We start from the raw sequence: 13883 nt of genomic DNA on the forward strand, positions 1-13883 counted from the left end.
AAAATATAAAAAAAACACTCTGGCTTTTCAGCCAAAGTGAATAGGATTTATTTCCCTATTTTTAATCTTCATTATTTTGATTGTACAACTTCCAAACTCCAAATACTAAATAGATGTAAACTAAATATGGTATAAATCCATTGTTGTGTAAAAATGCGAACACAAAGACTAAAATCATAATTAATATTGCAAATCCAAGTCCTTGAATAATTTCCGCAATCGAAACAGTCTCATTTCCAAACACATTTGGTTTGTAAATAATGTTTATTCCTCTTGTGAAAATATTTAAAATTAAGATTGAGTAAATGATGGCTTCTGACTGAACACCCAAAAACCAAAAAGCAATTGTCGAAATTCCAAGCATAACCCCAAAAAATATTTTTCCAAAAGAATGCTCTGGACTTGTAAATTTATCCGTCATTACAAAAACTCCAAAGAATAAAAACTCTCCAAGTGAAGTTGACACCAAAATGCCATTATTCGCCGCCAAATTTAATCCCATAAAAATTGTTATAAAAAAGGCCACTGGAATATGCCAAGTTATTCTTTGCCGAAAGATCAAATAAATTGCTCCAATAACAATTGCTAAGACAGACAATGAACCTATCATTCCTCTACTTGTTATAAATAGCGACATTATCTTTGAAGAATTGTCAATTGGTATTGTAAGTGCCCCATCAAATCCCCAAACTGGAGATTCTGGAATCAGAAATTTTGAAAAAAATGTCACAACAAATAATTTTCCCAATACAACTGGATTAAATATTTTTTTATCAATATCTCCATAAACATTTTTTCCAAAAACAACAGCCATCGCTCCTGCAAAAAGCGCTACATAAAATGGTACAAATGGAGGTAAAATCAGTCCTGTTAAAACTCCTATAGCTGTGGAAGAAAATGTGTCCTTTCTTTCTGAGATATTCTGCTTTCTATATAATTTTAAGTAAATTAATTCCACGACTTCCGCTCCAATAGTAGAAGTTACTATAGTTATCAGTGGTTGTAAAGTATAAATAAAAGACGCTAAAAATATTGGAACTAGCGAAATAAAAATGTCAATGTTTGTCTTAAAGACATTTTCATTAATCTCTCTTTTTTTTCTTCTAAACATAATAAATTTTTTCACTACCTTTCTTGTTAAACTTTTAATAATTATTTTTTTCTAACTTATTCTTGTGATGATGCACCTGAGCTTTGACTACTTCCACCACTTTCACTTCCACTGGCAGAAGAAGATGAACTGCTGCTACTTTCACCACTGGTAGAACTAGACGATTTTTTGTTGCCAGATGAACTTCCCGATGAATGCTTTTTAAATTTTTTAGGCGCATAATTTCCATTTTCAACAGCAAATTTTTTCTTGCCTTTTTTATGATGCTTTTTACCATTCACATCCATTGCAAATTTTTCATTGACACTAGCTGCCGACTGACCTTGAAGATTTTTTTCTTGACTTAATTTTTGTTGTTGCTGTTGTTGTAATTGCTGCTGTTGTTGCAACTGCTGTTGCTTAAGTTGTTCCTGCTGCTGTTGCTGTTTAAGTTGTGCTTCCTTTGCAGCTATTTCTTGCGGAGTAGCAGGTTTTGGCGTACTTTGCTGTACTTTTTCAGGTGCCGGCTGAGCTGCTTTTACCACTTTTTTAGTATTTTTTTTCTTATTCATAATTCCAGAAAATGGATTAATATTTGTTTTTTGATTCAAATTTTTTGACTTTTTCGCAGTTAAACTTCCGAATGCAAGTAATCCGACAGAAATTAAAAATATGAAAATTCCTTTTATTTGTTTCATAGCTCTCTCCTAATTTTTATTATATTTTAGTCACTTGTAAAAGCTTAAATTTTTTTACTTTTACAATTACTTACTCAAATTATATTTATTTTTTATTATAACATATTTTTCCTAATAATTCCTTATTTTTTTTTAGAAAAATCAAAGTTTTTGTTATAAAGTGACCTATAAAGTCCATTTTTTTCCAGAAGCTCGGTGTGAGTTCCTATTTCTTTTATTTCTCCTTGCTGCAACACCACTATTTTATCGCTATTTTCAATAGTTGTAAGTCTGTGAGCGATGACAAATGTAGTTTTATTTCCCATCAATTTTTCCAGCGCATCTTGAACTAATTTTTCTGATTCATTATCCAGAGCTGAAGTAGCCTCATCCAATATAAGAATTTGCGGATTTTCAAGAATTGCACGAGCAATTGCTATTCTCTGTTTCTGTCCTCCTGACAATTTTACTCCCCGTTCACCGATTTCAGTATTATAGCCTTCTTCCAGATTTTCTATAAAATCATGTGCATTAGCTTTTTTTGCGGCTTCTTTTATTTCATCAAAAGTAGCATCTCTTTTTCCGTATTTTATATTTTGCAAAATTGTTCCAGAAAATAAAAATGTCTCCTGCGGAACTATTCCAATATTTTTTCTCAAAGACTTCACATCATAATCTTTTATATCCACTCCATCAATTTTTATCACTCCACTTGACACATCAAAAAATCTAGGAATCAAATTTACAAGGGTCGATTTTCCACCGCCAGAATTTCCTACAAAAGCCACTGTTTCACCTTTTTTTACAGTTAAATTTATATTTTTTAAAATTCTCTCCTCGCTATCTTTATATTTAAAATCCACATTTTCAAAAGTTATATTATCTGAAAAATATTGAAATAAAATCTTATTTTCGTTATCAATAATCTTAGGTTCTTCCTCCAAAATTTCAAAAACTCTCCCAACTGACGGAATATCCACGCTAATTTCGTTAAATCTAGTAATTGCACGACGAATTGGAGTATACATCGAACTTATGGCTCCCATTATAGTGACAAAATCTCCTGGCGTGAAATCATGTCCTCGTAAAACACGATAACCTCCTGCAAGTAACAGTCCCGCTATCATAATGTAGTTTAACGCTTCTGAAACAGCACTTGAGCGAGCATTGTATTTCGCAGTTTGAATGGCAATTCTTTTCAACTTCGTATTTTTTATTCTAAAATCTCTGATTTCCTCCTGTTCCATAGCAAATGCCTTTATAACACGGATTCCAGAAAGTGACTCCTGCAATTTTGAATTTATTACTCCCATCGCTTCTTGCCTTTTTTTCCCAGAACGTTTTAATTTTTTTGAATATTTTTTTACAACCGTAATCAAAACAGGTGCAACAATTAAAATTCCCAAAGTCAACTTCCAGTCAATACTAAGTGCAAGCCCAAAACAAATCACAACTTTAAAAATTTCTGGAATCATATTAAATGTTTCTTTTATTACACTATTTATATTATTTGGGTCAGTTACGACCTTTGTCATGAGTTCTCCAATTTTGGCACTAGAAAAATATTCCATATCAAGTTTTTGTATCTTTATGTAAATATCATCGACGATATTTTTGTATATCGAAGCGGAAATTAATGCTGAAAATACAGTATTCCAGTAAACTAGCACAGCTCCTATTATTGCAAGCAAAATCATAGACCCTGCCGCATAAAGAATATCTTTTTCATTGCTCTCAATAATTCCCTTATCAAAAAGTCTTTTTATAAGAGCAAGTGGTGCCGAAGACACCGCTGATGAAATCATTGCCAGCAAAATATTTAAAAATATAGGAATCGAGTAACGCTTCATATATTTCCTTAATTTTTTTATTGAATTATAATTTTCTGATTCAATAACTTTCATTTTTATTTTCCTTTCTTTTAAATCTAAAAACTTAAAAATCTAAAATTTAAATAATTTTTTTATTTTTTTGTATAATGGGGTTTCTCCGTTATTTATTTCTTTTTTAAATTCAGATAAATTTTTAAAATCATCTCCACTTATCCGATAAATCCAGTCTTTGTTCAAATTCAACGAATTTGCTCCTTTTCTTGTCGTAACAAACACTTCCACGCCAAGTTTTTTTAAATCTTCTCTATTCCCTTTATAACGGTGTCCCCAAGGATACGCCAAAACAAAAGGAGTTTTGTGAAGATTTTTTTCAATAATCTTTTTATTTTCTAAAATTTCAAAATTTACTATTTCTGCAAATTTATTTTCATCAATTTTATAGAAAAACTCATCTTTTTTTTCAACAAATAGTTTATTCAAAAATTCTATTTTTTCCTTACGAGATTTTTTCCGAAATCCATCAGAATTTTCAATTTTTCTATACTTTTCAACAAAATTTTTCTTTGGACGAAATCCAGCGACTGACACTTGGCTAATCAGTTTAAAAACAGGAAGCCCATCTAATTTACCACTGTCATTTTTCACATTAAAATGTCCATCTTTTCCTTCATAAAATAAATTGTAGCTCTCTCTTTTAAAATACGGCGAAGTATCTTTTTCATAAAAATCCACAACTTTGATTCGCTTTATTGTCAAATCATGTGAATGTGTGTGCATCTGAAAATCAACTAAGCCACTTTCATACATTTCCTTTATATTTTCCCAGCTCAAATAATCCGCATTATTTCCGACATATCTCGTATTCAAAAAAATAGTCGCCTTTATATTATATTTTTTCAAAATTGGATAAGCTAGTGTATAATTATTTTTGTAGCCGTCGTCAAATGTGACAAGTATTGAATTTTCAGGCAATTTGTAATTTATCTTTTTTAACTCTTCCATTTTAAAAGAAGTCTTATCTTTAATAAGTTTGATCTGCTCTTCAAACTCATCTACAAATATCCCTTCTTTTCCAGGTTTGTCATCAATGCTATGATACATAAGGCAAATTGCAAATTTTTTTCTAGTTTTGTTGTAAATAATAAATATTAGAAATAGCAAAATAACAATTGCTACTAAAATTACAGCCATTACTTTTTTCACCTCACTTTATTTTCCCAGTCATTTTTAAAAATTTAGCTCTCACTTTTTTTATAAATCTGTCAATTTTAAAACTTAAAATTGTGTTTTTTTTATTTTTACTAAAATGCACATGTCTTTTGTCTCCAATATGTTTCACGCAAGGTTCTTTAAAAAATACAGTACAAAATCCCTTCTCTTTATAAAAATCTGATAAAACTTCTTCATATCGCTGATTTTCAAGCTTTTCGTGAAGTCCAAACAAATCCATGTCTTTTTTTCGCCGAAGCCCAGGATTATAAGTAAAAATCTCACCTTTTACCTTGTAAAATCTTTCACCCGACTTTGACACATAATCGTCTTTTTCGCTAAAAAAATAATCATTGTTGTAATCTTCCTTCGCTCTCATTCCGACAATCAAAATTGAGCTGTCTTCCTCAAGAAGAGCCATTGACTTTTCAATAAATCCCTTTTTAAAAAACTTCCAGTCATCTTCACAATGAAAGATATATTTTGTGTCAACTTCTTTATAAGCTTTGTCAATTGACTTTAATTGCCCTAATCTTGTAGAATTTACAATAAGTTTAAAATTTTGATTTTTATAATTTGAAATCAATTTTTCCAATTTCTTTCCTTCGGTACTATCTTCCGTAATTATTATTTCTTTTATCGGATAAGTATTGTACTCAAAAAAACTGTCCAATGTTTCTCTTAACAAATCAAATCTTCCAGCACTTGTAATGACAAGTGTAACTTCTTTTTTCATCGTTTTTTCTCTTTTCTATAATAATTTAATCATATTGATTCAGCCCTTTTTCAGCTACCATCTTTTTATTTTTTATCGCATCACTTAACAATTTGTCATTTTCTTTTAAGTGACTTCTATCATTTTCCTTATGAAAAATATGATAAGTTAGCGCACTAAACTTCAATTTCTTTTTTTTAATTCCATTATTAAAAAGCCTTAGCGCAAGTTCGCTATCTTCTCTACCCCAGCCCTCAATTTTTTCCTCAAATCCATTTACAAGCTCTAAATCCTTCTTAAAAAAAGACATGTTGCAACTTCTAATCCCCTTTAAATTTTTATCTTTTTTTGTCAAAATTTTAGATAAAATCGAATTTCTTATCATATTAAGTTTATTTTTAAAATTTTTGTCAAACAAATTTTTCCACAAATTTAATTTTTCGCCATTTATAATTTTTTGCGATTTATCTTTTGATATTATAACACGAGAACCTTGAATAAAAAAGCCATTTTCTTTTTTTTCAATATGATCTTGCACAAAATGTCTCTCCAATATCAAATCCCCGTCAATTATTATGACATAATTTCCAGTTGCCTTAGCAATCGCTCTATTTCTCGACATTCCCGCTCTAAATCCCTTATCTTCCTGCCAGGAATGAATAATTTTTACAAAAGGATTACTAATTTGAAAATCTCGTACCAAATTAGCTGTTTCCTCCCTTGAGCCATCATCTGCCACAATAATTTCATGCGGCAGGACAGTTTGAGCCAAAACGCTTTCTAAACACAGTTTTAATGCATCTGGCCAATTATAAGTCGTAATCACAAGAGAAGTGTCTTTTCCCAAAGTGTTGTAATAAGCTTCGCGCAATTTAGTATATTTTGTCATCGTATAAATCGAGCTATACTTTGCCAGCAAATATCCTTCATAGCCGTCCAAAAATCCCAATTGCAAAATATACATTTTCACAAATCTAAACAACATTTTTGAATAAATTTTTATAAAACTTGGATTTTTTTTATTTTTTATATATTCTTTCGCACTTTGTGAAGTATACCGATTCAACTTTTCCAAAAATTCTTCGATACTGTCGTAAGTATAATGAATTATAAGCTCATTAATTTTTTCAATTTTTTCTTTTGTTTGATATTTCTCGTGAACTTCCCTGTTACTAATTTTAACTTTCCCATTTTTCCAAAGTCTAATTACATAGTCGTCCCAGCCACCAAACTTAATTTTACGCCCAAAAGCGATGTTTCTAAGTTTTATTTTATAAACTTCACTTGAAGGATTACTACTATTTATGATCATTTTTATTTTTTCTTTTAATTCAGACGACACAACCTCATCTGCATCAAGAAGTAAAATCCACTCTCCACAGCACTTTTCCAAAACAGAATTTTTTTGAGGCCCATATCCTTTCCATTTTTCCACAAAAACTTTTGCCCCTTTAAACTTGGCTATTTCCACAGTTCTATCTCTACTCTCGCTATCGACAACAATTATTTCATCTGCAATCCCTTTAATCGCATCAATCGTCTTTCCAATCCTATTTTCCTCATTAAAAGTTATTATCCCAACCGATAATTTCATTTAGCTTTCTCCCATTTTTTAAAATTATTTTTCTTTAAAAATTACATAAAAGTTTTTCAAAATCAATATCATTTATATTTTTTTCTGGAAAATCAATCAAAATATTTCCTTCTTCCTTTATCCGCCATTTATTTTTATTAAGCTTTGGTCCATAAAAAGCCATCACTTTTCGATTTAATCCCTCTCCCAAATGAAGTATCGAAGTATCCAAGGAAACGACTAAGTCACTTCGATTAATTAGAGAAATACTATCCAAAATCGTCCTTGAATCTTCAAAAAAATATACATTCTCATCATTCACATTCTTTAGTGTTTCATAAATTTGCTCTCTGTCAGATGGTGAATCAAGTATCACAATTTTATCATTTGGATATTTTTTTCTCAATTTTTTTAATATCACAAGTGAATTTTTCAAATTTGTCTTTCTTCCACTCGAAGCCCCAAAAAAGTTTACTGAAATCACTCTTTCGCTTTTATCACTTTGACGAATATTTTTTTCTCTAAAAAATTTGTCAACTTTTTTTTCTGACTCACTTGAAATCGGCACCTCATATTTAGTATTCGTAATTTTAATATTTACACAGTTAAGCATTTCCCGATAGATGTCTTTCATCCTCAAAGTCTTACTTTGTTTGACATTCTCGTTGTAAACTGAAAAATCATCTTTGTTGTACCCAATATTCACTTTAGCATTCATTTTATTTAGAAAATAAACTTGCTTGTATTTTAGACCTTCTGTAGAATCCAGTATCACATCATAATTATTTGGCTTTAATTTTTTTATCATCTCTTTCCACTCTCTAAGCTTTTTTCTGTTAAAGACATAATAATTATCAATATTTTTATTATATTTCAACAAATTTTCCAAAGAATTATCAGAAATTACATCCAGCTGTATATGTGGATATTTTTTCTTAATTTCTCTAAACATAAAAGAACTTATAATATAATCTCCTATTTTCCCATCTATTCGCATAAACAGCATTTTTTTTATTTTATCAGGTGTAAGATTCACTTTTTCTTTCTTTTTGTCAAACATTTTACTCAAAAAATCATTTTTCTTATCAATTAACACATCTCTATAAGGTTTGTAAAACTTCCAATTTATTTTTTTATTTCTTTCATTTTCTTCTTTATTTTTTACCTTTCATTTTGTCCATAAATTTTACTTATTTCAAAATTTAGCCACTTTACTGCATCTTCCATGGGGAAATTATAAAGATCGTTTTGAGTTCCGACAATATTTGAAATCACTTGTAAATTATCGACACCTTTATTTGGTATAGGCGACCATCTGTAAAGGTTTGCTTCATTATTTGCATAAAAACTAAGCACTGGTTTTTTTAGCGCACAGGCAATGTGAACGCTTCCACTATCAACTCCCACAACTATATTTGAAGATGCCAAAAAATTTACGTATTCTTTTATTGAAAGCACTTTAGCTAAAGAAATATCAATATCATTTTTCAAAAGTGAAGTTAGCTTCTCAAAATATTTTTCACTTCCACTCGTTTTAGACATAACAATTTTTACATTTTCAAAATTTATTTCATTAAAAAGTTTTGCCAGTTCTTCAACTTCTATACATCTATCATTTCCTTGCGGTGCAACTAAAATTTTCACTTTTTTTTCTGTCAGATTCCAATTTTTTTCCATTTTCAAAACTTCTTGTTGACTTAATTCTATTCTTGGAATTTCTTTTTCAATTTTAAAATATTTTGCTAACTCAGAATACATTAAATAATCAACAATATGAGAATTTATTGGCGTTACAGTTACAAAATCATAAATTTTTACATTATTTCTGTTAAAATAATGTCCTTCTTTATCTTTTCCAAAACTTATTATTATTTTCGGAGCGAGTAACTTCGTCCAAATAAGTCTTTTTGTATTAATCTGATCTTTAAAATCCAAAAGCAAGTCCCACTTTTTTCGCTGCTTAATTATTTTTTTTCTATCAACAATTTCATCAACTACTTTTTCTTTTTGATTAACAAGTTCTATAAAATTTTTATTTCTCTCAGTCGAAACAATCCCAATTTTTGCACTCGGATACATTTTTTTCAGCTGCCTTGCGTGACTAAAAGAAATAAGCGTATCTCCCAGTGCATCTTTTGGACTTAAAAGTACCGTTTTTACATCCTTTAAACTTATATTCTTATACTTTTTTTTATTTCCAAGCAGTAAAATTGTCAATTTTATTTTAATTTTTTTATTACATTCATTATTTTACTCCCGCTATCTTTTTATCCAAAGTAATTTACTTCAAATTTAATGATTTTACTCAAAAACTAGATTTTCCAACAGTTCTTTTAATTTATTTCTGTTACTTTCAATCGAAAAATCTTTTGCACGATTTAGCGCTTTTTCACAATAATATCTATACTTTTCTCTATTTTCAAGTTCCAAAATATCTAAAACAAATTTATCTTTGTCATTTAACGGAACAAGTTTTCCATATTCACTATTTTCTCCCAAAATGTCTTTCGGTCCAGTAGGACAGTCATAGGCGACAACAGGAATCCCAAATGTCATACTTTCGATTAAAACCGTAGGAAGTCCTTCATATTTCGCCGTATGCACAAATAATTTCGCATTTTTAAAGAATGGATATGGATTTTCCATCTGCCCCAGCAAAAAAACATCATTTTCCAATTTATATTCCTGTATTTTTTGACTAAGCAATTCATTTTTTATCCCGCTTCCAATAAAATAAAGTTTTTCTTTTATCCCTTTTTTCTTCAACTTATAATAAATATCAATTAAATGCTCAGGCTGCTTTTGCTCCGAAAGTCGTGAAACTTGCAAAAAATAATCTTCCTTCAAATATTTTTCATATTTTTTTTCCACATCTTCCGCTCTTTTTTTTATAAATTCCAAGTCAATTGGATTGTAAATCATCACAACTTTTTCACTATTCATTTTAAGTTTTTCCAAAAACTCTTTTTGCATAACTTTTGTAATCGCTATAATTTTTGAATACTTTTTATATTGCTTTTTATATTTTTCAATTTTTTTGCTCGTCAATTTTTCCCCAAAAGTAAGCGAAAAATGAACCCACGAAATCAAAGGTACATTTACAGAAAAATTTTCATATTTTAATAAATTTGAAGAATAATCTATTACAACATCATATTTTTCTTTTTTTATTTTTTCTTTTATCAATTTTGAATATTTATTTTTTGCCAAAAATCTATAAAACTCTTTTATAAGTTTATTTTTTCCATCATAAAAATCAAACAAAAATTCATAATTTACGCCTTTAGGAATCTCATTTTCAAACAAATTATTTTCTTTATGATTCCAAGTTATAAGTAAATCTATGTTGTGCCCTAAATCTCTTAAATTTTTTAATACATTAATTAAAACTCGCTCTTCTCCTCCCATACTCAAATGACCGTGTAAAACCAATATTTTCATAATTTTCCTCTCGCTTTTTAAATTTCATATAAATTTTTAAAATATTCAAAAAAAGTATTTTCAACTTTCTTTTTACTGCTGTCTATTTTAAATGACAACTTGTGAATGCTCACAGAATCAGTTATTTTTTTTAATTTTTCTTTGGAATAAGTATCAAACCACACTTTAAAAAGTTCGTGAGGCAATGTGTCTGAAACAATTTTACACCTATCTTTCTTATAATATTTTTCAACTAATTCCGTATACAAAATCTGCATAAAAAAATAATTTGGAATCTTGTCATTATCTCGCCAAAAAACTAAGAGTAAATCAAGAAGTGTAGCCATTATTTTATTATTTTTATGAGAAAATATTATGCTGCTCAACATCTTTATTTTAGATTTTTTATTCCAAGAAAAATAAATCGAATCATAAAGTTCAAATTCTTTTTTATTTTTGAAATCACCATCTCTTTGAAAAAGAAAATAATCCATTTTAAAATATTCACTCGGCAAATAATCTGTGAGTAAAATTGTCGCATCAATCCAGACTCCACCGTAATACTTTAAGAGAGAAAATCTCAAAATATCCGTGAAATGAGCGTATCCCATTTTCTTTTCAGACAATTTTTTCATCACATAATCAGGAAATTCCAAATATTCGCCGATATTTTCCATATCCAGTCTAATCAAAGTGTAATTTTCTCTATATTTATTCATCGCTCTGTAACAAATTTTTACCACATTTGGCAAATTTTCATAATCCCAGCCTTGTCCCCAAAATTGCCAAATTATTTTTTCATCATTTAAAAACTTTTTTTTTGGAATAACTTTAGCTATTTCAATTTTATCTTTAAAATAATCGGCTAAAATTTTATCCCAGTCACTGACAATAGCCTTTTGATTAGAAAAATACACTTCTCTTTGTATTTTATCAAATAAAAAATTTGGCATAAGTTCTTTGTAAATATATTTAAATGGCTTTTTTTTTAGTTTTTCATTTAATTTATAAATTGTGGAAGCGGTGAATTTGTATTCTTTCATAATCTGTCCTTTCATTTTTTATTATTTTTCAAAATTTTCCATTTTTGATAAAGATAGCACATAAATACGATTAAAATGGTCAAAGTTAAAATCATGTGCTTATCATTTAAGTTATCATCAGTCATTCCTTGAATAAGCCAAGCAATAAGCGATACCTTCGTAGCCAGTTCAAATGCCAAAATTTTTGAGCTTAAATTTTTCTCACTTTTAGAAAATCGTGTCTTAAAAAATATTATTGCAACTTCAACAAATAAAAATATAAAAAATACAAATCCTAAAATTCCATAATCCAATAAATACTGTAAATATGAATTATGTGAAGCTACATAGTGCTGTGGTCTAATATTTGGTCCACTTAAAAAATATTTATTCACGTAGTCCATAGCTCCTATTTTCTTATAATAGTCTAAATTAAACTGCTTTCGTTCTATTGCCTTCCATCCATAAATCGGCTTTTTCTCAAATGCCGCTACTCCTGTTTCCCAAAAAATCACTCTAAGATTACTTGACGGATCCTTTTTATAATCCACTATATATTTAAGTCTGCTTGAAATCGAAGTCGGAAGTAGAAAAAATCCACACGCACAAGCAATCAAAAGTGCAACAACATATTTTTTATTTTTCTTAAAAACTAAATAAAAAATAGTTGGCAGAAGAGAAATATAAACCATTTTAGATCTGTTGACAACCACGATAAAAGTAACTAATAATGCCAAAATAATCAAAACTATTTTTATAATCCTATTTTTTTTCTCATCACTATTTTTATAAAAAAGTATAAAAGAAAGCAAAAACAACAAAATTATACACATAATATTAGCAAAATCCTGAACTGTCAAAATAGCAGTTACTCTTGGATAATCAAACCCTACAGGATGCGCCCAAGCATTAAAATTTTTAATAAAATTAAGCATCGCAAACATTAACGTTACCGTTCCACCAATTAACAACGCTTTTATAAAATTAAATACCTTTTTATCTTCATTCAAAAAATAAATTAGTGGAAAAAAAGACAAATATTTAAAATTATAATTATCAAGCCTTGAATGTAATCCTCCGTCCAGAAAAGCAATGACAAACGGCGTCAATGCCAATAAAAAAACTGCAACAGAAATTTTTTTCTCCTTAAAAACAAAAATATTTCCCCTATCTTTATCAAAACTTATCGAAATTAAAAATAATACCAAAAGCAGTGGAATTAACACATTATTTTCAAATTTCTCTGATAAAAATAATGACAATGCAAATAATAAACAAATTCCATATCCTATACTTTTTATTCTTTTCATATTTTTCTCCTTATTAATTTAATTATTATTATATATTATACAACTTTTTTAAATATCTAAAATAAGTATTTTCATATTCTTCCTCTGCCGTTCCCCATTTGAATGACAATTTGTGAATACTTGTTTTTTCTTTAATCTTTTCAAATTCTTTTTCTTTATATTTTTCATACCAAACTCTCATAAGTTCATGTGAATATGTATCCGAAATAATTTCACACTGATACTTTTTGTAGTAATTTTTCATCAATTCGTAATACAATATTTGAAAAAAGAAATATTTTGGAGCTTTTTCATTATCTTTCCAAAAAATTAATAATAAATCAAGCAATGTTTTTATAACTTTACTATTTTTTTTCGCAAATATTACGCTATTCATAACTCTAATTCTCATGTCTTTATCCCACGAAAAATAGACACTGTCAAAATCTTCCCATTTTTTCTTGTCTTTTAAATTATCATCCCTCTGAAACATAAAATATTCCATCTCAAAATATTTCTGCGGTATATTATCCGTCAAAAGTACAGTTGCATCAAGCCAAACACCGCCATAATGATAAAGAAGCGCAAGTCTTATTATATCCGTAAAATGTGCATAGCTCATTTTTTTATTTTCTATTTTTTCTAAAATATATTTTGGAATTTTTAAATATTCTTCTATATTATTCATATCCAGATAGTATATTTCACAATCTTTTTTATATTTTTTTACAGAGCTAGAAGAAATTTTTATCACTTTAGGTAATTTCTCGTATTCCCATCCCTGTCCCCAAAATTGCCAAATAATTTTATCATTTTTTATTTGTTTTTTTGGAGTAATTTCGCTTATTTCTATTTTATTTTCAAAATAGTCAACCAAAACTTTATTCCATTCTTTTGCAATCTTTTTTTGAGTTCTGTAATAAATTTTTTTCTGTATTTTTTCAAAAACTTTTCTTGGAAATATTTCTTTATAGACATATTTATAAGGTTTTTTTCTAAATTTTTTATTAAGTTTATCCAATTTTGAAGTTCTAAATTTATATTCCATTCAAATCA

General features: G+C 28.4%; 12 protein-coding genes. All 12 read right to left on the reverse strand.

The features are described 5' to 3' along the window. Window positions 1-61: 61 nt before the first annotated feature. Window positions 62-1111, reverse strand: coding sequence for an RnfABCDGE type electron transport complex subunit D (locus BCB68_RS03180; protein ID WP_094079504.1), 1050 nt, complete (start codon window positions 1109-1111; stop codon window positions 62-64). Window positions 1112-1167: 56 nt separating this feature from the next. Continuing rightward, complete coding sequence (locus BCB68_RS03185) at window positions 1168-1788, reverse strand: hypothetical protein (protein WP_094079505.1); 621 nt, start codon at window positions 1786-1788, stop codon at window positions 1168-1170. Between the two features lie 122 nt (window positions 1789-1910). Then, the gene (locus BCB68_RS03190) at window positions 1911-3671 is read right to left on the reverse strand and encodes an ABC transporter ATP-binding protein (RefSeq protein WP_094079506.1); all 1761 of its coding nucleotides are present in this window, start codon (window positions 3669-3671) and stop codon (window positions 1911-1913) included. 39 nt (window positions 3672-3710) lie between these two features. Then, window positions 3711-4802 carry a polysaccharide deacetylase family protein gene (locus tag BCB68_RS03195; RefSeq protein WP_237048690.1) on the reverse strand — a complete coding sequence of 364 codons (1092 nt, stop codon included), beginning with the start codon at window positions 4800-4802 and terminating at the stop codon, window positions 3711-3713. Window position 4803: 1 nt separating this feature from the next. Then, window positions 4804-5544, reverse strand: coding sequence for a glycosyltransferase (locus BCB68_RS03200; RefSeq protein ID WP_094079507.1), 741 nt, complete (start codon window positions 5542-5544; stop codon window positions 4804-4806). Between the two features lie 25 nt (window positions 5545-5569). Further along, the gene (locus tag BCB68_RS03205) at window positions 5570-7117 is read right to left on the reverse strand and encodes a glycosyltransferase family 2 protein (protein ID WP_094079508.1); all 1548 of its coding nucleotides are present in this window, start codon (window positions 7115-7117) and stop codon (window positions 5570-5572) included. Window positions 7118-7151: 34 nt separating this feature from the next. Further along, window positions 7152-8192: a glycosyltransferase family 9 protein gene (locus BCB68_RS03210; RefSeq protein WP_237048691.1), complete on the reverse strand. Its 1041-nt coding sequence runs from the start codon at window positions 8190-8192 to the stop codon at window positions 7152-7154. A gap of 65 nt (window positions 8193-8257) precedes the next feature. Further along, complete coding sequence (locus tag BCB68_RS03215) at window positions 8258-9313, reverse strand: glycosyltransferase family 9 protein (protein ID WP_237048692.1); 1056 nt, start codon at window positions 9311-9313, stop codon at window positions 8258-8260. A gap of 84 nt (window positions 9314-9397) precedes the next feature. Continuing rightward, window positions 9398-10537 carry a glycosyltransferase gene (locus BCB68_RS03220; protein ID WP_094079510.1) on the reverse strand — a complete coding sequence of 380 codons (1140 nt, stop codon included), beginning with the start codon at window positions 10535-10537 and terminating at the stop codon, window positions 9398-9400. Between the two features lie 17 nt (window positions 10538-10554). Further along, window positions 10555-11559, reverse strand: coding sequence for a capsular polysaccharide synthesis protein (locus tag BCB68_RS03225; RefSeq protein ID WP_094080756.1), 1005 nt, complete (start codon window positions 11557-11559; stop codon window positions 10555-10557). An 11-nt stretch (window positions 11560-11570) separates the two neighbouring features. Continuing rightward, complete coding sequence (locus BCB68_RS03230) at window positions 11571-12848, reverse strand: O-antigen ligase family protein (protein ID WP_094079511.1); 1278 nt, start codon at window positions 12846-12848, stop codon at window positions 11571-11573. A 28-nt stretch (window positions 12849-12876) separates the two neighbouring features. Further along, a complete protein-coding gene (locus BCB68_RS03235) occupies window positions 12877-13875 on the reverse strand; it encodes a capsular polysaccharide synthesis protein (protein WP_094079512.1) in 999 nt (332 codons plus the stop codon). Between the last annotated feature and the right edge of the window lie 8 nt (window positions 13876-13883).

It is taken from the genome of Leptotrichia sp. oral taxon 498 (genome assembly GCF_002240055.1).
GTDB classification, from domain to species: domain Bacteria; phylum Fusobacteriota; class Fusobacteriia; order Fusobacteriales; family Leptotrichiaceae; genus Leptotrichia; species Leptotrichia rugosa.

Bases quoted from the DNA above. Each gene is read 5' to 3' on its own strand.
- BCB68_RS03180 (WP_094079504.1), bottom strand. From the start codon at position 1,111: ATGTTTAGAAGAAAAAAAAGAGAGATTAATGAAAATGTCTTTAAGACA.
- BCB68_RS03185 (WP_094079505.1), bottom strand. From the start codon at position 1,788: ATGAAACAAATAAAAGGAATTTTCATATTTTTAATTTCTGTCGGATTA.
- BCB68_RS03190 (WP_094079506.1), bottom strand. From the start codon at position 3,671: ATGAAAGTTATTGAATCAGAAAATTATAATTCAATAAAAAAATTAAGG.
- BCB68_RS03200 (WP_094079507.1), bottom strand. From the start codon at position 5,544: ATGAAAAAAGAAGTTACACTTGTCATTACAAGTGCTGGAAGATTTGAT.
- BCB68_RS03205 (WP_094079508.1), bottom strand. From the start codon at position 7,117: ATGAAATTATCGGTTGGGATAATAACTTTTAATGAGGAAAATAGGATT.
- BCB68_RS03220 (WP_094079510.1), bottom strand. From the start codon at position 10,537: ATGAAAATATTGGTTTTACACGGTCATTTGAGTATGGGAGGAGAAGAG.
- BCB68_RS03225 (WP_094080756.1), bottom strand. From the start codon at position 11,559: ATGAAAGAATACAAATTCACCGCTTCCACAATTTATAAATTAAATGAA.
- BCB68_RS03230 (WP_094079511.1), bottom strand. From the start codon at position 12,848: ATGAAAAGAATAAAAAGTATAGGATATGGAATTTGTTTATTATTTGCA.
- BCB68_RS03235 (WP_094079512.1), bottom strand. From the start codon at position 13,875: ATGGAATATAAATTTAGAACTTCAAAATTGGATAAACTTAATAAAAAA.